Origin of the sequence: Microbacterium sp. Leaf179, assembly GCF_001423785.1 — a bacterium.
Classification (GTDB): domain Bacteria; phylum Actinomycetota; class Actinomycetes; order Actinomycetales; family Microbacteriaceae; genus Microbacterium.
Map to the genome: position 1 here is coordinate 1375703 of NZ_LMPH01000001.1, position 24796 is coordinate 1400498.

The 24796-nt window shown below is 71.3% G+C and carries 25 protein-coding genes; 16 read left to right on the forward strand and 9 right to left on the reverse strand.

Features of this window, described 5'->3' with window-relative positions; genetic code table 11:
• Positions 1–15: 15 nt before the first annotated feature.
• Complete coding sequence (locus tag ASF96_RS06280; RefSeq protein ID WP_055937020.1) at positions 16–1068, reverse strand: acyltransferase family protein; 1053 nt, start codon at positions 1066–1068, stop codon at positions 16–18.
• A gap of 180 nt (positions 1069–1248) precedes the next feature.
• Between ASF96_RS06280 and ASF96_RS06285 the strand changes: the two genes are divergently transcribed.
• The 3 genes from ASF96_RS06285 to ASF96_RS06295 all read left to right on the forward strand — a co-directional run bounded on the left by ASF96_RS06285 (position 1249) and on the right by ASF96_RS06295 (position 3946).
• Entirely contained in the window at positions 1249–2451 is a 1203-nt protein-coding gene (locus ASF96_RS06285) for an LLM class flavin-dependent oxidoreductase (protein WP_156458772.1), read from the forward strand.
• A 1-nt stretch (position 2452) separates the two neighbouring features.
• Positions 2453–3097 carry an FMN reductase gene (locus tag ASF96_RS06290; protein ID WP_055835059.1) on the forward strand — a complete coding sequence of 215 codons (645 nt, stop codon included), beginning with the start codon at positions 2453–2455 and terminating at the stop codon, positions 3095–3097.
• A 246-nt stretch (positions 3098–3343) separates the two neighbouring features.
• Complete coding sequence (locus ASF96_RS06295) at positions 3344–3946, forward strand: class I SAM-dependent methyltransferase (RefSeq protein ID WP_055937023.1); 603 nt, start codon at positions 3344–3346, stop codon at positions 3944–3946.
• Positions 3947–4054: 108 nt separating this feature from the next.
• Here the strand turns inward: ASF96_RS06295 and ASF96_RS06300 are convergent, their stop codons facing one another.
• Both ASF96_RS06300 and ASF96_RS06305 read right to left on the reverse strand, forming a co-directional pair.
• Positions 4055–4837 carry a DNA/RNA non-specific endonuclease gene (locus ASF96_RS06300; protein WP_055937026.1) on the reverse strand — a complete coding sequence of 261 codons (783 nt, stop codon included), beginning with the start codon at positions 4835–4837 and terminating at the stop codon, positions 4055–4057.
• A 113-nt stretch (positions 4838–4950) separates the two neighbouring features.
• Positions 4951–5562 carry a DedA family protein gene (locus ASF96_RS06305; protein ID WP_055937030.1) on the reverse strand — a complete coding sequence of 204 codons (612 nt, stop codon included), beginning with the start codon at positions 5560–5562 and terminating at the stop codon, positions 4951–4953.
• A gap of 133 nt (positions 5563–5695) precedes the next feature.
• Here ASF96_RS06305 and ASF96_RS06310 point away from each other — a divergent pair, with 133 nt between their 5' ends.
• A complete protein-coding gene (locus ASF96_RS06310; RefSeq protein ID WP_055937037.1) occupies positions 5696–7660 on the forward strand; it encodes a glycosyltransferase in 1965 nt (654 codons plus the stop codon).
• Between the two features lie 110 nt (positions 7661–7770).
• On the opposite strand, the gene ASF96_RS17355 is transcribed toward ASF96_RS06310, so the two are convergent.
• Positions 7771–9135, reverse strand: coding sequence for a lytic transglycosylase domain-containing protein (locus ASF96_RS17355; protein ID WP_055937039.1), 1365 nt, complete (start codon positions 9133–9135; stop codon positions 7771–7773).
• Between the two features lie 301 nt (positions 9136–9436).
• Here ASF96_RS17355 and ASF96_RS06320 point away from each other — a divergent pair, with 301 nt between their 5' ends.
• The 5 genes from ASF96_RS06320 to ASF96_RS06340 all read left to right on the forward strand — a co-directional run bounded on the left by ASF96_RS06320 (position 9437) and on the right by ASF96_RS06340 (position 14993).
• Positions 9437–11734 carry a polyribonucleotide nucleotidyltransferase gene (locus ASF96_RS06320; protein ID WP_055937040.1) on the forward strand — a complete coding sequence of 766 codons (2298 nt, stop codon included), beginning with the start codon at positions 9437–9439 and terminating at the stop codon, positions 11732–11734.
• Between the two features lie 225 nt (positions 11735–11959).
• Positions 11960–12985 carry an aldo/keto reductase gene (locus ASF96_RS06325; RefSeq protein WP_055937043.1) on the forward strand — a complete coding sequence of 342 codons (1026 nt, stop codon included), beginning with the start codon at positions 11960–11962 and terminating at the stop codon, positions 12983–12985.
• A 78-nt stretch (positions 12986–13063) separates the two neighbouring features.
• Positions 13064–13666 carry a histidine phosphatase family protein gene (locus tag ASF96_RS06330; protein WP_055835084.1) on the forward strand — a complete coding sequence of 201 codons (603 nt, stop codon included), beginning with the start codon at positions 13064–13066 and terminating at the stop codon, positions 13664–13666.
• 65 nt (positions 13667–13731) lie between these two features.
• Positions 13732–14544 carry a 4-hydroxy-tetrahydrodipicolinate reductase gene (gene dapB / locus ASF96_RS06335; RefSeq protein WP_055937049.1) on the forward strand — a complete coding sequence of 271 codons (813 nt, stop codon included), beginning with the start codon at positions 13732–13734 and terminating at the stop codon, positions 14542–14544.
• On the forward strand, positions 14541–14993 hold the full coding sequence (locus tag ASF96_RS06340) for a hypothetical protein (RefSeq protein WP_055937051.1): 453 nt from the start codon (positions 14541–14543) through the stop codon (positions 14991–14993). The genes dapB and ASF96_RS06340 overlap by 4 nt, the downstream gene beginning before the upstream one ends.
• A gap of 72 nt (positions 14994–15065) precedes the next feature.
• Here the strand turns inward: ASF96_RS06340 and ASF96_RS06345 are convergent, their stop codons facing one another.
• The 4 genes from ASF96_RS06345 to ASF96_RS06360 all read right to left on the reverse strand — a co-directional run bounded on the left by ASF96_RS06345 (position 15066) and on the right by ASF96_RS06360 (position 17473).
• Positions 15066–15986, reverse strand: a complete 921-nt coding sequence (locus ASF96_RS06345; protein ID WP_055937053.1) for a TIGR01777 family oxidoreductase — start codon at positions 15984–15986, stop codon at positions 15066–15068.
• Positions 15979–16404 (reverse strand): OsmC family peroxiredoxin, encoded by a 426-nt coding sequence (locus ASF96_RS06350; RefSeq protein WP_055835097.1) that lies wholly within the window; start codon positions 16402–16404, stop codon positions 15979–15981. The genes ASF96_RS06345 and ASF96_RS06350 overlap by 8 nt, the downstream gene beginning before the upstream one ends.
• A 105-nt stretch (positions 16405–16509) precedes the next feature.
• Positions 16510–17043, reverse strand: coding sequence for a DUF4395 domain-containing protein (locus ASF96_RS06355; protein WP_055835101.1), 534 nt, complete (start codon positions 17041–17043; stop codon positions 16510–16512).
• Positions 17036–17473, reverse strand: a complete 438-nt coding sequence (locus ASF96_RS06360) for a TlpA family protein disulfide reductase (protein ID WP_055937056.1) — start codon at positions 17471–17473, stop codon at positions 17036–17038. The genes ASF96_RS06355 and ASF96_RS06360 overlap by 8 nt, the downstream gene beginning before the upstream one ends.
• 93 nt (positions 17474–17566) lie before the next feature.
• Here ASF96_RS06360 and ASF96_RS06365 point away from each other — a divergent pair, with 93 nt between their 5' ends.
• The 3 genes from ASF96_RS06365 to ASF96_RS06375 are packed head-to-tail and all read left to right on the forward strand — an operon-like array spanning position 17567 to position 19681.
• Complete coding sequence (locus ASF96_RS06365; protein WP_055937062.1) at positions 17567–18427, forward strand: thymidylate synthase; 861 nt, start codon at positions 17567–17569, stop codon at positions 18425–18427.
• Entirely contained in the window at positions 18424–18924 is a 501-nt protein-coding gene (locus tag ASF96_RS06370; protein ID WP_055937064.1) for a dihydrofolate reductase, read from the forward strand. Before ASF96_RS06365 ends, ASF96_RS06370 begins: the two co-directional genes overlap by 4 nt.
• Position 18925: 1 nt before the next feature.
• Complete coding sequence (locus ASF96_RS06375) at positions 18926–19681, forward strand: SDR family NAD(P)-dependent oxidoreductase (RefSeq protein ID WP_055937067.1); 756 nt, start codon at positions 18926–18928, stop codon at positions 19679–19681.
• 51 nt (positions 19682–19732) lie between these two features.
• Here the strand turns inward: ASF96_RS06375 and ASF96_RS06380 are convergent, their stop codons facing one another.
• Complete coding sequence (locus ASF96_RS06380) at positions 19733–20269, reverse strand: NUDIX domain-containing protein (RefSeq protein ID WP_055937069.1); 537 nt, start codon at positions 20267–20269, stop codon at positions 19733–19735.
• 80 nt (positions 20270–20349) lie between these two features.
• Between ASF96_RS06380 and ASF96_RS06385 the strand changes: the two genes are divergently transcribed.
• From ASF96_RS06385 to ASF96_RS06400, 4 genes are all read left to right on the forward strand, one after another.
• The gene (locus ASF96_RS06385) at positions 20350–21330 is read left to right on the forward strand and encodes an endonuclease domain-containing protein (protein WP_156458748.1); all 981 of its coding nucleotides are present in this window, start codon (positions 20350–20352) and stop codon (positions 21328–21330) included.
• 108 nt (positions 21331–21438) lie between these two features.
• Complete coding sequence (dapA, locus tag ASF96_RS06390) at positions 21439–22416, forward strand: 4-hydroxy-tetrahydrodipicolinate synthase (protein WP_055937074.1); 978 nt, start codon at positions 21439–21441, stop codon at positions 22414–22416.
• Between the two features lie 76 nt (positions 22417–22492).
• Positions 22493–24169, forward strand: coding sequence for a ribonuclease J (locus ASF96_RS06395; protein ID WP_055937076.1), 1677 nt, complete (start codon positions 22493–22495; stop codon positions 24167–24169).
• A gap of 100 nt (positions 24170–24269) precedes the next feature.
• Complete coding sequence (locus ASF96_RS06400; RefSeq protein WP_055937079.1) at positions 24270–24761, forward strand: GNAT family N-acetyltransferase; 492 nt, start codon at positions 24270–24272, stop codon at positions 24759–24761.
• Positions 24762–24796: the final 35 nt, after the last annotated feature.

Sequence of the window (24796 nt, forward strand, 5' to 3'; positions counted from 1 at the left end):
GGCGCGGAGGGGCACCTACCGCGACCCGCGACCCGCCCCCAGCTCCCGGTCGCGGAAGAGCCACGGCATCCGGGGTTCCACCAGGGGGCGGGTGAGTCGGCGCACGGGCCGGCTCGACAGGCCGACGGCGATCGCCACGCTCGCGACGGCGATGAGGGGGATCCACAGCGCCGCGGGTTCGAGACCCCGCAGGACGCCCGATTGGCGGAACGGATAGAGCACGAACGTGTGCAGCAGGTAGACGTACATCGTGTACCGGCCGAGGTGCGTCCACGACGTCTCGCGGCGCGGGACGAGCAGCAGGAACGCCGTCATCAGCACGAGCGCGAGGGCGATGATCGCCAGCCGCACCCCGCCCGCCCACCACTGCGGGGCGTCCAGGTCGGCGTACGTGTCGACGAAGAAGAACCACGTGCCCAGGCGCACGTCCCGCCAGACGTCGACGAAGGCGAACGCGATCGCCCCGGCTCCGGCCAGGACGAGGACGGCGACGATCCGCAGCCACACCGGTCGGGCGTCGAGCAGCCCCCGGCGCGCGACGACGTCGCGCTCGCGCAGCCACCACCCGAGGGTGAAGAACGGCAACAGGCCGAGGAAGCGCGAGAGCGAGAGGGTCGAGTCGATGCCGGGGAGGTACCCGGCGACGATCGAGATCGCCAACGCCCACAGCACGGGCGCGCGCAGCAGCGCGAGATACGGCAGCACGAGTCGGAACAGCGCCAGCGCCAGCAGGAACCACAGCGTCCACGACGGCTGCGCCGGATCGAGGTTGCTCCGGCCGGTCACGAGCAGTTGGGTGACGGTCCAGAGCGTCTCGAAGATCAGGTACGGCGCGATGAGGTCGGTGAACAGTCGCGCCATCCGCAGGCGGGTCGGTTCGGCCGACGACGAGAAGTAGCCAGCCACGAGGGCGAAGAGGGGCATGTGGAACGCGTAGACGAGCAGGTACAGCGCCTCGGCGGCATCCGAATCGTAGGTCAGTCGCTGCACGGCGTGACCGAACACGACGAGCACGATCGCGGCGAAGCGGGCGTTGTCCCAGAAGGGCAGACGGGTCGGTGTCGTCATCGCCAGCGACGATATCCCCGCCGGGAGCGGCGGTCCACGGGGGTGGATTCCGGATGCCGATGAGGTAACGCGGAATAAAGCTCGGTCTCGCACGTTGGAGCATGTATATTCAGTTGCATACAAATAAGAGGGGCGCTGATTCAGATGAGCACGGTGAACGAGACGAACAACTGGCCCGGGATGCAGTTCGGCGTCATGACGGTGAGCGACATCACCCAGGACCCGACCACCGGTAAGACGCCCAGCGAAGCGCAGCGCATCAAGGACACGCTGACCATCGCGAAGCACACCGAAGAGGTCGGCCTCGACGTCTTCGCCCTCGGCGAGCACCACAACCCGCCGTTCTGGTCGTCGTCGCCCACGACGACGCTGGCGTACATCGCCGCGCAGACCGAGCGCCTCATCCTCACGACCTCGACGACACTCATCACCACGAACGACCCGGTGAAGATCGCCGAGGACTTCGCCATGCTGCAGCACGTGTCGGGGGGCCGCGCCGACCTCATGCTCGGCCGGGGCAACACCGGACCCGTGTACCCCTGGTTCGGTAAGGACATCCGCCAGGGTCTGCCCCTGACCATCGAGAACTACGACCTGCTGCACAAGCTGTGGCGCGAGGACGTCGTCGACTGGGAGGGGAAGTTCCGCACCCCGCTGCAGGGCTTCACCTCGACCCCGCGTCCTCTCGACGGCGTGGCGCCGTTCGTCTGGCACGGCTCGATCCGCACTCCGGAGATCGCCGAGCAGGCCGCGTACTACGGCAACGGCTTCTTCGCCAACAACATCTTCTGGCCCAAGGAGCACTACCAGCGCCTCATCACGCTGTACCGCGAGCGCTTCGCCCACTACGGCCACGGCACGCCCCAGCAGGCGATCGTCGGACTCGGCGGACAGGTGTTCATGCGCTCCAACTCGCAGGACGCCGTGCGGGAGTTCCGCCCCTACTTCGACAACGCCCCCGTCTACGGCCACGGCCCGAGCCTCGAGGACTTCAGCGAGATGACCCCGCTGACCGTCGGCTCGCCGCAGCAGATCATCGACCGCTACGCGTCGATGCGCGAGACCTACGGCGACTACCAGCGCCAGCTGTTCCTCATCGACCACGCGGGGCTTCCCACCAAGACCGTGCTCGAGCAGCTCGACATCCTGGGCTCCGAGGTCGTGCCGGTGCTGCGCAAGGAGCTGCAGAAGAACCGCCCCGCCGAGGTGCCCGACGCGCCCACGCACGCCAACATGGTTGAGAAGGCGTACGCCGGTGCCGCTCCGCGCCAGGCCGTTCCCGCCGCGAACCGCGGCGACAACCTCACCGCGGGCAGCCCGTACCAGGATGCCGCGAAGGCCGGCAGCGCCTTCGGTTCCGCCGCGACGCGCGTGGGGGCCTGACGTGGCCGCCCGCCGCATCGCGGTGATCACCGCGGGACTGTCCACGCCGTCGTCGACGCGCATGCTCGGTGACCGCCTCGCCCACGCGGCTCTGGCCGAGCTGCGCGAGCGCGGCATCGACGCCACCAGTGACGTGTTCGAACTGCGCGACTACGCGCACGACCTCACCGACAACCTGCTCACCGGCTTCGCGCCCCCGGCGCTGGAGCAGATGATCAACACGGTCGTGTCGGCCGACGGCATCATCGCCGTGACGCCGATCTTCTCGACCAGCTACTCGGGCCTGTTCAAGTCGTTCATCGACGTGCTCGACCCGCAGGCGCTGAACGGCACGCCCGTGCTGATCGGCGCGAACGCGGGGACGGCGCGCCACTCGCTCGCGATCGACTACGCCATCCGGCCGCTGTTCACCTACCTGCACGCCAATCCCGTGCCGACCGGCGTGTTCGCGGCATCCAGCGACTGGGGATCGAACGCCGACGAGGTCGCCCCGCTGGGCTCGCGCGTCGACCGCGGAGCCCGGGAGTTCGCTGACGCGATCGCCGCGCGCGAGCCGGTGCGCGACGCCGATCCGTTCGACCCGTCGTCGTACCTCGGCGAGGGCCGCTCGTTCGGCCACCTGCTGGGTGGTCTGTCGGGGGAGTGACCCCGTATGACGCCCCGTCGCCCTCGCGGGCGGCGGGGCGTCGTCGTGCGCGGGGTCGCGCACAACCTCGGTCATGCGCACGACCTCAGTCGGGAGGGGCCCGTTCGGGCTGAGGTTGTGCACATCGCTGAGGTTGTGGCGTGGGAGTGGGCGGCCGCGCGCGTTCGAGGACCGGCCGATCGCTGAGCCCGTGCACCCGGCCCGGAGCGGACCCGCCCTAGGGTGGGGGCGAGCAGAGGAGCCGCGATGGATGCCGCGCAGTGGGACGAGCGATACCGCGCCTCGGCCGGGGGAGTGTGGGCCACCCAGCCGCCCGCCGCCGTGCGCGAGATCGCGGCGACGCTGCCGCCGGGAACCGCCATCGACGTCGCGACCGGCGACGGGCGCACGGCGCTGTGGCTCGCCGGGCGCGGCTGGACCTGCACGGGAGTCGACTTCTCGGGCGCCGGTCTCGCGCTCGCCGCGGCGCGGCCCGGGGGCGACGCGGTCACCTGGACGCGCGCAGACGTGCACGAGTGGGAGCCCGCGACTCCCGTCGACCTCGTCGTGTCGTGCTACCTGCACCTGCCCGACAGCGCCGCCGCCGTCGCGCGGATCGCGGAGTGGGTCGCACCCGGGGGGTCGCTCGTCGTGATCGGTCACGATGTCGACAACATCGCCGCCGGTGGTCACGGACCGACCGACCCCGCGATCCTGTACACGCCCGAACTGCTGCGCAGCGCCCTCGACGAGGGGTTCCGCATCGAGCGCTGCGAGCGCATCACGCGCACGAGCGCCGATGCCGAGCTGCGGGGCGGGCACGCTTCCGCCGCGATCGACACCCTTCTGCACGCGGTGCGGGTGGGCTGACGCGCCGGGTCGGCGGCCCCGACGTCGCGGGGTCGTCGCTCGCGGAGGCGTCGACGGGCGAGCCGCCGTGCTGCGCGGAATAGCGAGGCGTCGGCGCGAGCGCTCGCCTCACAGCACGATGTCGTCGGCGCTGCGCAGCTCGCGCGCCGCGACCGGGCGCAGCCCCCGCCGCACGAACGTGTCGGCGGCCTGCAGCGGCCCCACGTCGACCCCCGCCTCGGCCGCGATGTCGGCGATGGGCACCTGGAACGTGCGGAACGCCCCGAGCGGTGCCACCGTCAGAGCCTGCCGCGTATCGACGAGCGCGCTCTGATCGAGCACGAAGCCCGCCGCAGCCAGGGCGTCGCCGTCGCGCCAGGCGGCGATCTTCCAGAACCGCAGGGGCACGCGGATGCCGCGATACGGCGGGTCGTCGGCGCCCCGCACCGGGGCGGTGAACACCGCAAGACGCTGGTCGGTCGTCTCCGCGTAGGCGAGCACGTGGTCTTCGAGGCCCAGCCAGAGCTCTTTCGACTGGTTGAAACCCGCAGCCTGGGGAGCGGCGTTCGTGTAGAAGAACGTCGCCTCGGTGGCAGCTCGAGCCTCGGACGCCGAGCCCCAGCCCGGATCGCGCCGCCGCACGAGATGGCCGCGGTCGAGGTCATTGCGGCTGTAGACCTCGGGTCCCGCCTGCGCGTCGGCGGAGACGCGCGGATCGAGCCGCCACTCGCCCGTGCGCGGCTGCTCGCGCAGCGTCGCCCCGTCGACGACCACCCCGGTGACGGCGGCGAACCGACGCTCCTCGTCGAGGAGCACCGAGAACCGCGGGTAGTCGAGCCGGGTGACCGGCGCGGTGGGGGAGGGGAGGGGCAGGGGGATGCCGAGGAAGTCCGGGTCGTAGCCGTCGCTCATGCCCCCATGCTGCCCGGGGCCTCCGACATCGCGACAGACGCGCGCGGAGAACGTCGTGTGAAGACCCGGCCCGTCCGGCGTCGCGCCCGGGGTCCGGCATCCGCCGCCGACGATCAGCTCCGCGACGCCACCCTGCGCTTCGCGCGACGCGCCAGCACGAGATCGATCCCCACGCCGATCCCCACCGCCACGACGATCGACACGACCACCGCGACGACCGGCCCGCCCGGCACCACCGCGGCCACGATCGCGCCGATCACGGCCTGGTACGCCGCCCAGGCGAGCGCCGCGACCGCCGCCACCCCGAGGTAGCGCGCCGGAGCCACCCGCGCGGCGCCCGCGGCCAGGTTGACCGCGAGGCGAGCGAAGGGCACGAACCGCGCGGTGAACAGCACGACCGCGGCGTTGCGTTCCAGGCGTGCCCGCGCCCAGTCGAGGGCGGCGCGCACACGGGGGCGGCGCATCCACGCCCAGCGCTCGACGCCGACCGTGCGACCGACCAGGTAGCAGCAGGCGTCGCCCGCGAAGGCCGCGGCTGCGGCGACGAGCACGACCCCGAGGAGCGGCGGCGTGCCGTGCGACACCGCCAGTGCCCCGAAGGCGGTGACGGCCGCCTCGCCCGGGATGACGACGAGGAAGGCGTCGGCGAACACGAGGACCGCCATGCCGAGCAGGGCCCACGGGCTCGCGGCGATCGCCTGCAGCCACCCGTCGACACCGTCCATTCCGTCACTCTCCGCCGCCGATCGAGACGCCCCGCCCACGCGGCGGTGACGCCCAGCGGAGCATCGGGTGAACATCGCGAACCTGGCCCCGATCCGGCCCCCACCGGCCCGCCCGAGGTCCCACCCTGGAGGCGTGAGAGTCGCGCTGCTGGCCGAATCCTTCCTTCCCCACATGAACGGGGTCACCGGTTCCGTTCTGCATGTGCTGCGCCATCTGGCCGAGGCGGGGCACGAGACCCTGGTCATCGCTCCGAAGTCGGGCGATGTCACCGCCGATCTGCACGGCGCGCGCACCGAGCTGCTGCGCTCGGTGCCGCTGCCGTCGTACCCCGAGGTGCGCGTGGTGTTCGCCCGGGCCGCCCGCCTCGGGGCCCTCCTGCGCGACTTCGATCCCGACGTGGTGCACCTGGCATCCCCGTTCGTGCTCGGCTGGCAGGGGCTCGCCGCCGCCGACGCGCTGAGGATCCCCTCGGTCGCGGTGTACCAGACCGACGTCGTCGCCTACTCGCAGAAGTACGGCCTGCCCCACGCCACGGCGCTCGTCGCGGGGCACGTCGCCCGCCTGCACCGCCGCGCCACGCTCACCCTCGCCCCGTCGTCGGCGTCGACGCGCCAGCTCGAGGGTCTGGGCGTCGACCGCATCCGCCGCTGGGGTCGGGGAGTGGATGCCGTCCGCTTCGCGCCCGAGCACCGCGACGACGCGTGGCGGGCCGAGGTGGCCCCGAACGGTGAACGCATCGTGGGGTACGTCGGGCGCCTCGCCCCCGAGAAGCAGGTCGACGACCTGCGCGCGCTCGCCGACGTACCCGGCACGCGCCTGGTGATCGTCGGCGACGGCCCCTCGCGTCCCGCGCTCGAGAGGGCGATTCCGGATGCCGTCTTCACCGGGCACCTGTCGGGTGCGGCGTTGGCGCAGGCCATGGCGGGCTTCGACGTCTTCGTGCACCCGGGTGAGAGCGAGACGTTCGGCCAGACCATCCAGGAGGCCCTCGCCAGCGGCGTTCCCGTGGTGGCGACCGGCGTGGGCGGGCCGCTCGACCTGGTGCGCTCCAGCGTCGACGGCTGGCTGTACCGTCCCGGTGACCTCGACGACCTGCGCGCCCGCGTCGCCGATCTCGTCGGCGACGAGTCGAAGCGCCGCGCGTTCGCCCGCGCCGCGCGCGAGGCGGTACAGGGGCGCACCTGGCAGGCCCTCACCCGCGACCTGGTCGGGCACTACCAGGATGCCGTCGCCCTCCGCGCCGTCGACGACAGCATGCTGCTGCGCGGGGGAACGCGACCGGCCACCCTGTCGGCATCCCGCACCCGGGGGCGGTGGACGCGCTTCGTCGCGCTCGGCGACTCGCTGACCGAGGGCCTGTGCGACGCGTCGCGCATGCCGGCGGGGCAATACCGCGGGTGGGCGGATCGTCTGGCCGAGCTGCTGGCGCACACCAGCGACGCGGGTCCTTTCCGCTACGCCAACCTGGCCGTGCGCAGCCGTCGGGTGCGTCACCTGATCGACGAGCAGGTCCCCGCCGCGCTCGCCCTCGAGCCCGACCTCGTGTCGATCCTCATCGGCGCCAACGACCTCGTGGGACCGGCGCCCGTCATCCCGGCCATCGTCGCCGAGGTCGAGTCCGCCGTGCGCGCAATCCGCCGGACGGGCGCCGACGTGCTCCTGGTGACGACCTTCCTGCCCCGGCGCGCGGCGGCCCGCATCTTCGCGCGCCGCTTCGCGACGTACAACGTCGAGCTGCGTCGCATCGCGCAGGAGCAGGGTGCGATCCTGCTCGACCTCGAGGCCGTCGCCGACCTCGGCGAGCTGCCGCACTGGGCCGACGATCTGGTGCACCTGCGCTCGGCCGGGCATCGCCTCGTGGCGTATCGCGCGGCCGAGGCGCTGGGGGTGCCCGACGCGTCGGCGCTGCTCGGACTCGACGAGGCTCTGCACGCCGACGACGACGCCCCGCACGGCGCCTGGCTCACGCGCGACGCCCTGCCGTGGGTGTGGCGCCGCGTCCGCGGACGCACCGCGGGCGACGGCATCCGGCCGAAGCACGCGGGCTACGTCGAGCTGCCCACCCGCGGCGATCGCGAGCGCACCCGCACCGTCTGACGAGCGCTCCTGTCGCGGACGTCGTGGTGGCGTCGCCGCGAGCACACGCCACGGCCCGTGCGTTCGCGAAGGACGGGTGGTCTCGTGACCTAGCGGGCGGCGGGGCCGCGTCAGTACCAGCCGGTGCGTTCCGAGTGCGCCCATGCGCCGCAGGGGCTGCCGTAGCGGTCGGCGATGTAGCGCAGGCCCCACGAGATCTGCGTCGCCGCGTTCGAGCGCCAGTCGAGACCCGCCGAGGCCATCTTCTCGCCGGGAAGGGCCTGAGGGATGCCGTATGCGCCGCTCCCGGGATTCAGGGCGTCGGCCCGCCAGCCCGACTCGCGGTTCCACAGCGACACGAGGCACGAGAACTGGTCGTCGCCCCAGCCGTAGCCGCTGATCGCTCCGCGCGCATAGGTGCGCGCCTCGCTCGGACTCATCACCGGGCCGGCGGGGGCCGTCGAGCCGCCGCCCGAGCCGTCGCCCGAGCCGTCGCCCGAGCCGTCGCCCGAGCCGTCGCCGTTTCCGCCGCTGCCGCCGCCGGAGTTCCCGCCGCCGCCTGAGTCCCCGCCGCCGCTGCCGGAGCCGTTGCCGTTCCCGCCGCCGGGATTCGACCCGCTCCCGGAGCCGCCGCCGTCGCCGGACCCGCCGCCGGGAGTGGACCCGCCGCCCGAGTCGCCGCCGCCCGAGCCCGAGCCACCGCCGGACCCACCGCCCTCGTCCCCGGAGCCCGGACCGCCGCCGGTCGACCCGCCGGGCTCGGCAGCGTCGCGTTCGGCCTTCTCGCGCTCGCGCGCCGCGCGCTCCTGCTCGGCGGTCGTGCGCCGCAACTCGGCCAGCTGCGCGTACAGGTCGTTCAGCTGAGCCTGGGCGGCGGCGACGGTCGCCGTCTCGGTCGCGGCCTCGGCGGCGGCGGTGGCCGCCGTCGTCTGCGCCTCGGCCGCCAGGCGTGCGGCTTCGGCGCGGGCCTGCTCCGCCTGGGCGCGCAGAGACGTGGCGACGTCGGCCGCGCTGCGGGCCTGGCCGGCCGTGCGCGCCGCCACGGTCGCCATCCGATCCAGGATGCCCAGACGCGACAGCAGGGAGTCGGGATCGGCGCCCGTCAGCAGCTGCGCCACGAGGGGGCCGCTCCCGGTGGTGCGGTAGAGGCGTGAGGCGCTGGCGCCCGCCCGGGTGCGGGTGGACGAGAGGTGCGCGTCGGCGGCGGTGCTCTGCGCCGTCAGCGTCTCGGCGCGGGCGGCGGTGGACTCCGCGAGCAGACGGGTGCGCTCGGCGGTCGCCGAGGTGTCGAGCGCGCGACGCGACGCCGACGCGGCGGACTGCTCCGCGGCATCCAGCGCCTGCTTCACCTGGGCGACGGCAGCCTCATCGACGGCGGCGGTCACGGCCCTGGTCGCGGAGGCGGGTGAGGCGGCGGCGGCCGACAGAGGGGCCATCGCCGAGCCGAGGAGCACGCACACGAGGAGCGTGTGACTGCTGCGACGGATGATGCCCATGAGGTCACGCTAAAGCACGAAGCCGTGCGGTGACCACCCCGTTCCGCGCGGCGCTGGTAGGGTGAGGGCGATGCCGTCTTGGCATCCGCTCAATTACACATGAGCTCACGGAGCAGGCCGGCAGACGCTGGTCCCCTGTGGTGGACTCCCCGTCGTTTGCCGGGTGGTCGTCTACTGGTGGCCAGTCGCCGGGATTTCCGGGCCGACACGTCGGCGCGCCCTTTCTGCCTGTTCCTGCTCCTTCGCATGCAGCTCGTCGCCCACACGGGGCGGCGAGCCTAAACAAAGAAGGAGGGACCTCTTGGAAGGTCCAGAAATCACCGCCGCTGAAGCCGTTCTCGACAACGGCCGTTTCGGCACCCGCACCATCCGCTTCGAGACCGGACGCCTCGCTCAGCAGGCCCAGGGCGCCGTTGCCGCCTACCTCGACGAAGAGACCATGCTCCTGTCGGCCACCAGCGCCGGCAAGCACCCGCGTGAAGGCTTCGACTTCTTCCCGCTGACCGTCGACGTCGAAGAGCGTTCGTACGCCGCCGGCAAGATCCCCGGCTCGTTCTTCCGCCGCGAGGGTCGCCCCTCGACCGAGGCCATTCTCGTCTGCCGCCTCATCGACCGCCCGCTGCGCCCCTCGTTCGTCGAGGGCCTGCGCAACGAGGTTCAGATCGTCGTCACCGTGCTGTCGATCGCACCCGGCGAGTTCTACGACGCCCTCGCGATCAACGCCGCGTCGCTGTCGACCCAGATCTCGGGTCTGCCCTTCTCGGGTCCCATCGCCGGTGTGCGCCTCGCGCTCATCCCCGGCCACGGTGAGAACGCCGACCAGTGGGTCGCGTTCCCGACCGTCACGCAGCTCGAAGAGGCCGTCTTCGACCTCATCGTCGCGGGCCGCGTGCTCGACGACGGCGACGTCGCCATCATGATGGTGGAGGCCGAGGCCACCGAGGGCAGCTGGAACATGATCAAGGGCGGCGCCACCAAGCCCAACGAGCAGGTCGTGGCCGAAGGCCTCGAAGCGGCCAAGCCGTTCCTGCGCCAGCTGGTCGACGCCCAGAACGAGGTCGCCCGCACGGCGGCCAAGGAGATCCAGTCGTTCCCCGTCTTCCCGGCCTACAGCCAGCAGACGTACGACTTCGTCGCCGGTCGCGCCTACGACCGCCTCGTGCCGGTGTACCAGATCGCCGACAAGCAGGAGCGTCAGAACGCCGACGACGAGATCAAGACCTCGGTCAAGGCCGAGCTCGTCGCCGCCGTCGAGTCGGGTGAGCTGCCCGCCGTCGCGACGCTCGAGTTCAGCGCCGCGTACAAGTCGGTCACCAAGACGATCGTCCGCGGCCGCATCCTCGCCGAGGGCGTCCGCATGGACGGCCGTGGTCTGGCCGACATCCGTCCGCTCGACGCCGAGGTGCAGGTCATCCCGCGCGTTCACGGCTCGGCGATCTTCCAGCGCGGTGAGACCCAGATCCTGGGCGTCACGACGCTGAACATGCTCAAGATGGAGCAGCAGATCGACTCGCTGTCGCCCATCACGAGCAAGCGCTACCTGCACCACTACAACTTCCCGCCGTACTCGACCGGTGAGACCGGTCGCGTGGGCAGCCCCAAGCGTCGCGAGATCGGGCACGGCTTCCTGGCCGAGCGCGCGCTCGTGCCCGTGCTGCCCAGCCGCGAGGAGTTCCCGTACGCGATCCGTCAGGTGTCCGAGGCCCTCGGGTCCAACGGCTCCACCTCGATGGGCTCCGTCTGCGCCTCGACCCTGTCGCTGCTGAACGCGGGTGTGCCGCTGCGCGCTCCCGTCGCCGGTATCGCCATGGGCCTGGTCACCGACCAGGTCGACGGACAGACGCGCTACGCCGCCCTGACCGACATCCTCGGCGCCGAAGACGCCCTCGGCGACATGGACTTCAAGGTCGCGGGTACGTCGGAGTTCATCACGGCGATCCAGCTCGACACCAAGCTCGACGGCATCCCGTCGTCGGTGCTCGCCGCTGCCCTCACCCAGGCGAAGGAGGCTCGTCTGACGATCCTCAACGTCCTGAACTCGGCCATCGACGCCCCCGACGAGATGGCGCCCACCGCGCCCCGCGTCATCAGCGTGCAGATCCCGGTCGACAAGATCGGTGAGCTCATCGGACCCAAGGGCAAGACGATCAACTCCATCCAGGACGAGACCGGCGCCCAGATCTCGATCGAAGACGACGGCACCGTGTACATCGGCGCGACCGACGGCCCCTCGGCCGAGGCTGCCCGTGCGCAGGTGAACGCGATCGCCAACCCGACCAACCCCGAGGTCGGCGAGCAGTTCCTGGGCACGGTCGTCAAGATCGCGACCTTCGGTGCGTTCGTCTCGCTCCTGCCCGGCAAGGACGGACTGCTGCACGTCAGCGAGGTCCGCAAGCTCGCCGGTGGCAAGCGCGTCGAGAACGTCGAAGACGTGCTGTCGGTCGGTCGCAAGATCCTCGTGCGCATCACGAAGATCGACGACCGCGGCAAGCTGTCGCTCGAGCCGGTCGTCGACGAGGCCGCTGACGCGACCGAGCCCGCCGACACGCAGAGCTCGGCCGCCGCGAGCGAGGGCCCCGAGGCTCCCGCCGAAGGCTGATCCTCTCGTCTGATCGGATGCCCGTCCCGCTTCTCGCGGGGCGGGCATCCGTCGTGTGACGGGTGTGACGCATGGGGTGATCGGTGCACAAGCGTTACGCAATGTTTATCGCCGTGGCGGGCGAATCGGCGGCCCACCGCGGGCGAAGCTTTAGCCTCGAAGTACGTCGGGGGGCGTGCAGTTACGGGGTCGCCGTACCGTCGCCCGGCATCGAGGGGATTCACCATGAGCGGCCCGGGCGTCGACGAGACGGCCTCGCCACGCCTGCGTCGTGATCGCGCGTCGCACCCCTCTTCTCCGATCACCCTGCAGGGGCCCGGTCTGGGCTCCCACGTGCGGGTTCCGCTCGGTGAGACCGGCTTCGAGGTCTTCCCGCTCTTCCTCGGTGGGGGGGAGTTCGGCTGGAACGTCGACGCCGGCGCCAGCCACGACATCCTCGACGCCTACGCCGAGCTCGGTGGGAATGCGCTGCACACCGCCGACAGCTACGCGGCCGGCCGCAGCGAGTTCATCATCGGCGAGTGGCTGCGCACCCGGCGCATGCGCGACGAGGCCGTGGTCACCGTGCGCATCGGAGGACACCCCGACAACCCCGGGCTCGACTCCGTCAACCTCGTGCGTGCCGTCGAGGCGTCGCTCACGCGCCTGGGCACCGACCGTATCGACGTGCTGTCGCTCGACGCCGCCCGCGGCGACACGGCCCTGCTCGAAGACACGCTCGCCACCAGCGAGTGGCTCGTCGACTCGGGCAAGGTCCGGGCCATCGGTGCGCACGGGTACACCGCCGCGCAGCTCGTCGAGGCCCGCATCCTGTCGTCGGCGGGCTACCCGCGCATCTCGGTGCTCGACGTTCCCTACAACGTGCTGCGCCGGAACGAGTTCGACGGCGACCTGCGACTGATCGCGTCCGCGCAGGGGATGGCCGTGACGCCGTCGCACGCCCTGGCGCACGGTTTCCTCTCCGGCGAGACCCGCACGCGCGACCATTCGTCGCAGTCGGTGCGGGGGTTCCAACTGGCCGCCAACTTGAACCGCCGGGGGACTCGTGTGCTGCGCGCCCTCGACACCGTCGGCACCGAGCTCGGCATCCCGGATGCCGCGGTGGCCGTCGCCTGGCTGCTCGCGCAGAAGATCGTCACGGCCCCCATCGTCAACGCCTTCGCGCCTCGTCACGTCGTCGAATGCATGCGCGCCGTGGGCGTGCGCCTCAGCCGGGCCCAGCTGGCGGATATCGCACGCGCCGCCGAGTGACCGGCCCGCGCGCGAGAGCGTGACGTAGGCTGGAACACGGGGCCGGGGGACGGCAGATCGACGACGAGGTGAGCTGACGTGACGCACTACATCTATCTGGTGCGCCACGGCGAGCACCAGGATGCCGAGCACGGGCTCACCGACGGCCCCCTGTCTCCGCGTGGTCAGCGTCAGGCGGCCCTGCTCGCCGACCGGCTGTCGGGGCTTCCGCTCGACGCGGTGTGGCACTCCCCGCTCGAGCGTGCGGCGCAGACGGCGCGAGCCGTCGCCGAGCGTCTGCCGTCGGTGGCTCCGGAGTCGTCGGCCCTGCTGTTCGACTGCGTGCCCACGGGGATGACGCCCGAAACGCCCGCGGCCTACGAGTCGTTCTTCGGGTCGGTCTCCGAGGCCGAGATCGAGGCCGGCCGCGCGCAGATGGCCGACGCCACCGCCGAGTTCCTCGCCCGCAAGGCGGGGGAGGTGCACGAGCTCGTCATCACCCACAACTTCGTCATCTCGTGGTTCGTCCGCGAGGTGCTGCAGGCCCCCGACTGGCGTTGGATGACGATCAATCAGGCTTACTGCGGCTTGACCGTCATCGCGCAGAAGAAGGGCCGGCCCTGGACGCTGCTCTCGCACAACGACCTGGCGCACCTGCCGGTCGAGCTGCGCACGGGGCTGATGGACCCGCTCCCGGTCTGACGGCCCGCGCACCGTACATCCGTGGACAGCGCGTCGAACGTGTGCGCGCCGCCTAGGCTGGACGCATGACGACGCGTGTGGCCATCGTGGGCGGTACCGGCAAACTGGGCGGGGTGATCCGCGAAGTCGTCGAGGCCGAGAACGGGTACGAGGTCTCGGTGATCCTGACGTCGAAGTCCGACCTCAGCGAACTCGACGGCGCCGACCTGGTCGTCGATGCCTCGACCCCCGCCGTGTCGATCGATGTCGTGCGCGCCGCGATCGAGCGCGGCATCAACGTGCTCGTCGGAACGTCGGGCTGGTCGAACGAGCGCATCGCCCTCGTCCGCGCGCTCGTCGAGGCCAGTGGCACGGGTGCCGTGTTCATCCCCAACTTCTCACTCGGATCCGTCATCGGCAGCGCGCTGGCGGCCGCGGCCGCCCCGTTCTTCCCGTCGATCGAGATCGTCGAGGCCCACCGCGAGACCAAGATCGACTCGCCGAGTGGAACCGCCGTACGCACCGCCGAGCTCATCGCCGCGGCGCGCGCCGAGGTCGGTCCCGTCGACTCGCCGCACGTCGACCAGCGCGCACGGGGTCAGCGGGTGGCCTCCGTGCCGATCCACTCGCTGCGTCGACCGGGCGTGGTCGCTCGCCAAGAGACTGTGCTGTCGGGGGCCGGTGAGTCGCTCACGATCGTGCACGACACGGTGGAGCCCGCCACCGCCTATGCCCCCGGCATCCGCATCGCCCTCGCGGCGGCGCGCGAGGCGCGGGGCGTCATCGTCGGGCTCGACAGCTTCATCGACATCGGCGTGCGCACCCGCCCGATCGAGCCGGGGGCCCCGATCGCCGACGGCGACGTCTCGGGCCAGGTGGCGGGCGCCACCAGCGCATGAAAACGCGCATCGCCGTCGCCGTGATGACGGTGCTGCTTCTGCTGTACGTGGTCCTGGCCGGACAGCGGGCCATCGTGCTGCTCACGAGCGGCGACGGGGTCGGGATCGCGATGGGCGTCGCGCTCCTCGTGCTTCCGTTGCTGGCGCTCTGGGCCATCGGCCGGGAGCTGTGGTTCGGCGTGGGCGCGCAACGCCTGGGGGAGTGCCTCGATGCCGAGGGCGGGCTGCCCGACGAAGACCTGCCGGTGCGTCCCAGCGGGCGCATCGAGCGCGAAGACGGCGACGCCCTCTTTCCGCAGTACCGTGCCGACGTCGAGGCGCATCCCGAAGACTGGCGGGCCCGATACCGCCTGGCCCTCGCCTACGACGCGGCGGGTGATCGGCGCCGTGCCCGCGAGTCGGTGCGCACGGCGATCCGACTCGAGGGCGCGGAGCGCCGCGCGCGCTGAGTCGCAGCCGGGGCGCCGACGGCGCCGCGACCGCACCGCGCCGGGCGAGAAGCACTGCCCGGCGCGGGCGTCTCAGGCGGCGTCGTGGGCGGGGACGGCCGAGGCGACGGCCTCGTCGACCGTGCGGTGCGTGAAGGTGAAGCCGTCGTTCTCGAGGGCGGTCGGACGCACGTCGGCGTCAGAGGTCAGCAGCGCCTCGGTGGCGTCGACACCGAGAGCGAGCTTGACGCCCCAGATCGGGGCGCGCAGGGCGTAGGGCCGGTTCATGCGTCGGGCGAGGGCGAACCCCAGATCGTTGGCGGTCGCCCGCGTGGGACCGGTGAGGTTGACCGGGCCGTCGAGGTCGGAGTCGATGACGTGCCGGATGGCGCGTACCTCGTCTTCGAGCGTGATCCACGGCCACACCTGGGTGCCGCGGCCGATGGGGCCCGAGATGCCGAGTTTGGTGAGCAGCAGCAGGGGCTTGAGTACCCCCTGCTCGTGCACGACGGGAGCCGTGCGCAGGAACGCGACGCGCGCCTTGTCGCCCGCTCCGCGGGCCGCGGCCTCCCATTCGACGCAGATGTCGACGAGCAGACCCCGACCCGACCGAGAGGTCTCGGTCAGTACGATGCCGGGCTGCGAGCCGTAGAACCCGGTGGCACTCGCGTTGATCAGGGCCGGAGCGTCGTCGCCCAACGCGCGTACGGCCGCGGCGAGGGTGCGCGTCGGCGTGACGCGCGACCACAGCAGCTGGCTCTTGTACGACGGCGTCCAGGGGAAGTGGCCGATCGATGCGCCGTTCAGGCACACGACCGCGTCGGCTCCGGCCAGCACGTCGGGATCGAGCGGGGCGGCGTTCTGGAGCCACTGCACCTCGTTCGCGTCGCGTGGCTCGTGTCGGACGAGAGCGGTGACCTCGACGCCGTCGGAGCGCAGCGAATCGGCCAGAGCGGAGCCGATGAGGCCCGACGCGCCGGCGATGACGACGCGTCGGGCCGAAGACTCAGGCAAGCGTGGCCTCGAGGGTGATGTCGATGCCCGCGAGCGCCTGCGACACGGGGCAGTTGGCCTTCGCATCGGCGGCGATCTTCTCGAACGTCGCGGCGTCGAGACCGGGCACGACGGCGTTGACGTTCAGGTGGCTGCCGGTGATGCCGGTGCCGGGCTTGAACGTGATCGACGCGGTGGCGTCGACCGACTCGGGAGGGGTGCCGTTCTCGGCGAGGGCGTTCGACAGCGCCATGCTGAAGCACGCCGAGTGCGCACCGGCGAGCAGCTCTTCGGGGGTCGTGACCGAGTTCGACCCCTCGCTGCGGGCCTTCCAGTTCACACCGAAGGTGCCGATGCCGGACGAGGTGAACGTCACCTCACCCGAACCTTCGAACAGGCTGCCCTTCCAGGCGGTGGCTGCTTCGCTCGTGACGGCCATGGGGACCTCCATCATCACGCGCGGTCCGGAGCGACCGCGACGCGGCCAGCCTAACGAGGGTCTGCCACACCGCTCGGGTCTTGACAGCCTCCGCGAAGGTGGCTGTCAGGCGGATGCCGTGCCCCGGCGCCCGATGAGGCCGACGCGCTGCAGAACGAGGTAGAGCTGGCATCCGAGGCACAGGCCGAACGCGGCGTTGAGGAAGGCGGCGACGAAGGCCATGGCGGCGGCGATCGGCAGGGCCCAGGGGACCCCGGCGAGGTGCAGGACGAGACCGACCGCGGTGACGAACAGGCCGACGCCCTGGGCGAACCGCGGGGGACGCGGGTCTTCGAACTCGGTCGGCGGCGACAGGCGCGGTCGGACGACCCGGCGGAAGAGCACACCCCAGGGGGCGGTGCGCGGGGAGGCGACCCCCCAGACGAACAGAAGGGCGATGACGAGCAGCAGCAGGAAGCCCGGGTCGACGATCCGCGCGACGACCGAGACCTGTGGCAGCAGCCAGCCGTTGGGGGAGGACGTCTCGTGCGCCGTCGCGACGCCGATCAGGCTGAGCACCGTGGCGATCAGTAACAGGACGGCGGTGATCGACGCGGCGAACCGGGGGCCGCGGACGTCGATGCGGGCGTTCTCAGACATGCGGGGCCTCTTCGTGCAGACGATCGAGTTCGGTTTCGACGACGGCGCGGGTCGGTGCGCCGGCGATACGGGTGCGGATGGTGCCGGTGCGGTCGAGCACGAGGGTCGTAGGGGTCTGGAGCACGCGGAACCGCTGGGCGAGGTCGGGGCGATGAGTGAGATCGACGTCGAGGTGGCGGACACCGGTGCGCTCGTCGGCGACCGCCGACAACAGACGATGGACGCCCGGGCAGCGCGAGCACAACTCGGTGCTGAACTGCAGAAGGGTCGCGTACTCGCCCAGGGGGCCCGTGCCGAGCGTGCGCGGGTCGATCGACTCGGCGGAGTCGACGGCGCGGACGCGCCCCTGACCGCGCCGCAGGAGCAGGCCCACCGCGGCGGTCGCCGCGAGAAGCGCGGCGGCGATCACGAGGGCGAGGGTCAGGTCCACGATCGTCAACGGTAGCCGCCGCCACCGACACCGGGGCGGATGAGTCGTCGCGTGACGGGAGTACCCCTCCTCCCCAGATGGCGGATGTCCGCGATGCCGTACGGGCACGGTCGTCGCGGGCCCCGCGCGGGTATCGTGAAGCGCGTGACCGCCGACATCCTCACCCCGTACGAAGACCTGCTGCGCGACGTGTTCGAGAACGGCACGCACAAGTCCGATCGCACCGGCACCGGCACCACGAGCGTCTTCGGCCGACAGATCCGGTTCGATCTCGCCGACGGGTTCCCTCTCATCACGACCAAGCGCGTGCACCTGAAGTCCATAGTGTACGAGCTGTTGTGGTTCCTGCGCGGTGAGTCCAACGTCGGCTGGCTGAAAGAGAACGGCGTCTCGATCTGGGACGAATGGGCCGACGCCGACGGCGAGCTCGGACCCGTGTACGGCGTGCAGTGGCGCTCCTGGCCCACCGCCGACGGCGGCACGATCGATCAGATCGCACAGGTCGTCGAGCAGATCCGGCGCGACCCCGACTCCCGTCGGCTGATCGTGTCGGCGTGGAATCCCGCCGACATCCCCGACATGGCACTCGCGCCGTGCCATGCGCTGTTCCAGTTCTCGGTCGCCGACGGAAAGCTGTCGTGCCAGCTGTACCAGCGCAGCGCCGACATGTTCCTGGGGGTGCCGTTCAACATCGCCTCCTACGCGCTGTTGACCCTGATGGTCGCTCAGCAGACCGGCCTGGAGCCCGGCGAGTTCATCTGGACGGGCGGCGACTGCCACGTCTACGACAACCACCGCGCGCAGGTGCAGGAGCAGCTCACGCGGGAGCCGTACGCCCTGCCCACGCTGCGATTCGCCCGCACGCCCGACTCGATCTTCGACTACCGCTACGACGACGTGATCGTCGAGGGCTACCAGCACCACCCCGCCATCAGGGGAGCCGTCGCGGTATGACCTCGATCGGGCTCGTCTGGGCCGAGGCCCACGGCGGCGTCATCGGCGCCGACGGAGGAATGCCGTGGCACGTCCCCGAAGACCTCGCGCACTTCCGCGAGGTCACCGGGTCGTCCGACGTCATCATGGGTCGGCGTACGTGGGAATCGCTCCCGCCGCGCTTCCGGCCGCTGCCCGGCCGGCGCAACATCGTGGTCACGCGCTCCGACGACTGGTCCGCCGAGGGTGCCGATCGCGCGGGGTCGCTCGACGCAGCACTCGACCGCGCCGAGGGAGAGCGTGCGTGGGTCATCGGGGGCGGGCAGCTCTACGCCGAGGCGATCGGCTATGCCGACCGCATCGAGCTCACCCGTCTCGACGTCGCCGTCGACGGGGACACCCACGCTCCGAGCCTCGACGGATGGTCGCTTGTCGCCGCCACCCCCGTCGAGGGATGGCGCGTGTCGCGCAGCGGCATCCGGTACCGCTTCGAGACCTACGAGCGCCGGGGCGCCTGACATGAAGCGCACCGCTCTCATCACGGGCGCGAGTTCCGGTCTGGGCGCGGAGTTCGCCCGCCAGCTCGCCGCGCGCGGCGCCGACGTCGTGCTCGTGGGCCGCAATCGCGAGGCACTCGAGGCCGTCGCCGCCGACGTGCGGGCCGCGCACGGCGTCGGGGTCGAGGTCGTCGTCGCCGACCTCCTCGACGACGATGCCGTGGCCCTCGTCGAGAGGCGGGTGGCCGCGGGCGTCGACATCCTCGTCAACAATGCCGGTTTCGGACTCGACCTCGCGTTCGACGAGAACGCCGTCGACGACGAGGTGCGTCACCTGCGTCTGCACGTCGAGGTCGCCCTGCGTCTCACGCACGCCGCGCTGCCGGCGATGCTCGCGCGGGGGAGTGGACGCATCGTCAACGTCGCCTCGGTGGCGGGTTTCGTGCCGCGCGGCACCTACGGCGCGGCGAAGGGGTGGCTGATCTCCTTCAGCCGCTGGGCCAACGTCGCCTACCGCAAGCGGGGCGTCAGCGTCACCGCGGTGTGCCCGGGGTTCGTGCACACGAACTTCCACGAGCGTCTGGGCCTGCCTCCCGGCGAAGAGGGGGTGCCGCCGGGAATGTGGTTGACGGCCACAGACGTCGTGCGCGAAGGACTCCGCGATGCCGCGCGCGGACGCGCGGTGTCGGTGCCGTCGCTGCGGTACAAGGCGCTGGTCGCCGCGTCGCGGCTGCTGCCCGACGGGCTGGTCGTGCTCGCCGCCGCTCGAGGGCGCTGAAACGCCCCTCGCCGCGGCCGGCTCGGGCCACCGCGACGGCCGGGTCGCTGCTCAGCGGAAGCGTCCCAGGTGGATGCCGGCGAACGCGAGGGCGGCGATCGTCTCGCCGTCCGAGACGGTGCCGTCGGCCACGAGGGCCAGCAGCTCCGTGAACGGGATCCATCGCACCTGGTCGATCCCCTCCTCGTGCTGGGACGCCGTGGCATCCGTCGTCTCGAGACCCCGCGCGAGGTACACGTGCTCCGGGGCGTCGGCGATGCCGTTGAGGGCGTTCATACGGCCGAGGTAGTGCCACTCGGATGCCGTGACCCCGGTCTCCTCGAGGAGTTCCCGCTTCGCGGCCTCGAGCGGATCCTCGCCGTCGGAGCCGCCCGCGGGCACTTCGAGCGAACGCCCGGTCGTGTAGCGCTCGAGCTCGATGACGCACACGCGCTCGTCGTCGTCGAGGGCGATCACGAACACCGCCGGGTGCTGCACGCGGACGACCCCGTAGATGCCGTCGCCGTGGGGCCCCGTCACCTCGTCTTCGCGCACGTGGATCCAGCGGTTCTCGTAGACGGTGCGCGATGCGCGGGTGGTCCAGGCCATGAGGTCACCCTACGGCGCGGCTCGTGCCGTGGTTCAGATGCAGGATCGGGCTGGGCGCGACGGCTCCATTCGCCACATCTGTGCGCAGGCGCACCAGCGATCATGCATATCGACCGCCCACCGCGCCCCCCGCCCGCCCGGCGGGCGGGCTGTTATCCACAGCCGCGCCCGGAGGCGCGCGAGCGCGGGTCGCGCTCGGGCACGCTGCACGAGTGCGCACATCCACCGCCATCGAACTCGTGGCGCGAGCCGGGGGCGTGATGCGGCGTGCCGACCTGATCCGCCGCGGTGCCACGCATGCCGACGTCCGCCGATTCGTGCGGGGCGAGGTGTTCGAACGCCTGCGCGACGGCGTGCTCGCTCTGCCCGAGACCGATCCGCTCGTCGCGACGGCGGCGATGCACGGCGGATCCGTCGCGTGCGCCTCCGCCCTCCGCCGGTACGGGGTCTGGTTGTGGGAGGACGATGCGCGCGTCCACGTGTGGCTGGGCACCTCGGGTCGCCGCCACGGTCATCCCGGATGCCGGTGCGTCAACCACCACGATGCCGGGACTGCCTCGTTCGGTGTCGTGTCGATCGTTCAGGCTCTCGTGCAAGTGGCGACCTGCCTCGGAGACGAGGTCTTCTTCGCCGCCTTCGAGTCCGCATGGCGCAAGGGGCTGATCGATCGTGCACAACGGGCCGAGGTGAGGGCGGGACTGCGCGCTGGACGACGATGGCTCGTCGACCTCGCGCGTCCCGATGCCGACAGCGGCCTCGAGTCGATCCTTCGGCTGCGGTTGAGTCGTCTCGGCATCCGCCTGGAGAGTCAGATACGCATTCCCGGCGTCGGCGTGGTCGATTTCCTGCTCCACGGGCGGATCATCCTGGAGGTCGACGGCCGCGAGAACCATGACGGGGTGTCGCTGCGGCACAAAGATCTGCGTCGGGACGCGATTGCCGCGGCGCAGGGCTTCGAGACCTTGCGCTTCGACTATGCGATGGTGCTGCACGAATGGCATCTGGTGGAGGCGGCGGTCCTGGCGCGCCGCGCACACGCGCGCGGTGGTCGGTATGCATGACCGGCATCATGCAGCGGGGGCACTTCGACGCCCGATGTTCACTGCTGCCCCACCGATCATGCAGATGGACGCCGCGGAGAGCGGGCCGCGAACCGATATCCTGGGTGCATGACGCACTCCGGCAATCCCTTCGGTCAGGTGCTCGTCGCGCTCATCACCCCGATGACCGCCGACGGCGAAGTCGACTGGCCCGCCGTCGAGAAGCACATGGACGACGTCATCACCGCGGGCGCCGACGGCATCGTCGTCACCGGCACCACCGGTGAGACCTCCACCCTGACCGACCCCGAGAAGCTGCGTCTGGTCGAGGTCGGCAAAGACGTCTCGGCGGGCCGCGCCAAGATCCTCACGGGCGGCGGGTCCAACGAGACCGCGCACGCGATCGAGCTCTACAAGGCCAGCGAGAAGGCCGGCGCCGACGGCATCATGATCGTCACGCCGTACTACAACAAGCCCACCCAGGCCGGCATCCTGACGCACTTCCGTCTCGTCGCCGACGCGACCGACCTCCCGGTGATCCTGTACGACATCCCGGGCCGCACCGGTGTGCCCATCAAGTACGAGACGATCCTGCGCCTGGCGAAGCACCCCAACATCCTCGCGATCAAAGACGCCAAGGGCGACTTCAGCGAGGTCAGCCGGGTGCTCAACCAGACCGACCTCATGTACTTCTCGGGTGACGACGCCAACGTGCTGCCGCACCTGTCGATCGGTGCGAGCGGGCTCATCGGCGTGACGGCCAACATCGCCGCCGCGCCTTACCGCACGATCGTGGATGCCGTGAACGCCGGCGATCTCGCCACGGCCACCGCCGCACACCGGGGCCTCGAGCCGCTCGTGCGCGCCGTCATGACGCACGTGCCCGGCACGGTCGCCGCGAAGTACATCCTGCACGGCCTCGGGCGCATCGCCAGCCCGCGCGTGCGCCTGCCCCTGGTCGGCCCCGAAGAGTGGGAGGCCGCGGTGATCGAAGACGAGCTCGCCCTGGTCGCCGACGTCGCGGGTGCCGACTTCTCCAACTTCCGCCCCGACCGCAACGCGGCCGCCGGCGGTGCCCTGCCGAAGGTGCACGGCACCACGAGATAGACATGGGCGTCCGCCGATCCGCGGCCTGGGACGCCACACGAGGGGATGCCACGCGGTGGCATCCGAGGAGGCACTTATGCCCACGACTGTTTACGATCCCCCCGCACTCGCGCCCGGCACGCTGCGCGTGGTCCCGCTCGGCGGTCTCGGCGAGGTCGGACGCAACATGACCGTCTTCGAGTACGAGGGCAAGCTGCTCGTCGTCGACTGCGGCGTGCTGTTCCCCGAGGAGCACCAGCCCGGCGTCGACCTGATCCTGCCCGACTTCGAGCCGATCAGGCACCGTCTCGACGACATCGTCGGCGTCGTTCTGACGCACGGACACGAAGACCACATCGGCGCGGTTCCCTACCTGCTCAAGCTCAAGGGCGACATCCCCCTCATCGGGTCGGGGCTCACGCTGGCGCTGATCGAGGCGAAGCTCAAAGAGCACCGCATCCGCCCCTACACCCTGACGGTGAAAGAGGGACAGCACGAGAAGGTCGGGCCCTTCGACCTCGAGTTCATCGCGGTGAACCACTCCATCCCCGACGCGCTCGCCGTGGCGATCCGCACGCCCGCCGGCCTCGTGCTCGCCACCGGCGACTTCAAGATGGATCAGCTTCCTCTCGATGGCCGCATCACCGACCTGCGCGCGTTCGCCCGCCTGGGGGAAGAGGGCGTCGACCTGTTCCTCGTCGATTCCACCAACGCCGACGTCCCCGGGTTCACGCCCACCGAGCGGGGCATCGGCCCGGTGCTCGATCAGGTCATCGCGCGCGCTCCGCGCCGCGTGGTCGTCGCCAGCTTCTCGAGCCACGTGCACCGCGTGCAGCAGGTGCTCGACGCCGCGCACGCGAACGGCCGGCGCGTGGCGCTGCTCGGTCGCAGCATGGTGCGCAACATGGGCATTGCCGCCGACCTCGGCTACCTCAACGTCCCCGACGGCGTGCTGATCGACTACAAGAAGGCCCGCGACCTGCCCGACGACAAGATCGTCTACATGTCGACCGGTTCGCAGGGCGAGCCGATGGCGGTGCTCAGTCGCATGGCCAACCTCGACCACGCGATCGAGCCGGGCGAGGGCGACACGATCATCCTGGCCTCCAGCCAGATCCCGGGGAACGAGAACGCGATCTACCGCGTGATCGACGGGCTGACCAAGCTCGGCGCGACCGTCGTGCACAAGGGCAACGCCAAGGTGCACGTGTCGGGTCACGCCGCCGCGGGCGAGCTGCTGTACTGCTACAACATCCTCAAGCCCAAGAACGTCCTGCCCGTGCACGGCGAGTACCGCCACCTCATGGCCAACGCGAAGCTCGCGCGCGAGACCGGGATCCCCGAAGAGAACACGATCCTCGGCGAGAACGGCACGGTCGTCGACCTGCGCGACGGTGTCGCCCGCGTGGTCGGTCAGATCGACATCGGCTTCGTCTACGTCGACGGCTCGTCGGTGGGCGAGATCACGGATGCCGACCTCAAGGACCGTCGCATCCTGGGCGAGGAGGGCTTCATCTCGGTGATCGTCGTCGTCGACTCGGCGACCGGCAAGATCATCTCGGGTCCCGAGATCCACGCCCGTGGTTTCGCCGAAGACGACAAGGTCTTCGACAGCGTCAAGCCCAAGATCGAAGCGGCCCTGGCCGAAGCGGCCAAGTCGGGTGTCCGCGACAACCACGCGTTGCAGCAGGTCGTGCGCCGCACGATCGGTCGCTGGGTCAACCAGTCGCTGCGCCGTCGGCCGATGATCGTGCCGATGGTCATCGAGGCCTGACCCGCATTCCGAAGCGCCGCCGGACGACCCTCGGGTTCGCCGGCGGCGCTTCGTCGATTCACCCGGCGCGGGAGCGGCGCGCCGCCGCTATCATTCGGGCATGCCCGGTCTCCCGATCCGCGCGGCCGTCGCCTCCGACGGCGCCTTCCTCGCCGACATGACGGTCGAGGCCGCCCTGTGGCGCGCGGGAGCGGCACGTGCTCGTCACGAGATCGTGAGCAGCCCCGAGTACCGCCGGTACATCGCGGGATGGATGCGTCCCGGAGACGCCGGCTTCATCGCCGAGTCGCCCGGGGGAGAAGCCGTCGGCGCGGCCTGGTACCGGATGCTGCCGCGCGACGAACCCGGATTCGGGTGGGTGGGCACCGGGGTGCCCGAGCTGATCATCGGCGTCCGGCCCGTCTGGCGTGCCCACGGCGTCGGGCGCGCGCTCCTGCAGCGCCTCGTCGATCATGCCCGTGCGCAGGGCTACACCCGGATCAGCCTCAGCGTCGAGCGCGGGAACTACGCCGTCAGCCTGTACCGATCCGAGGGCTTCGCGGTCACGCGCCCCGGGATCGGACGCGACGTGATGGTGAAGCGCCTGGGCTGAACCCCGCGTCGGTGCGGGCGAATGTCGGGGGTCCC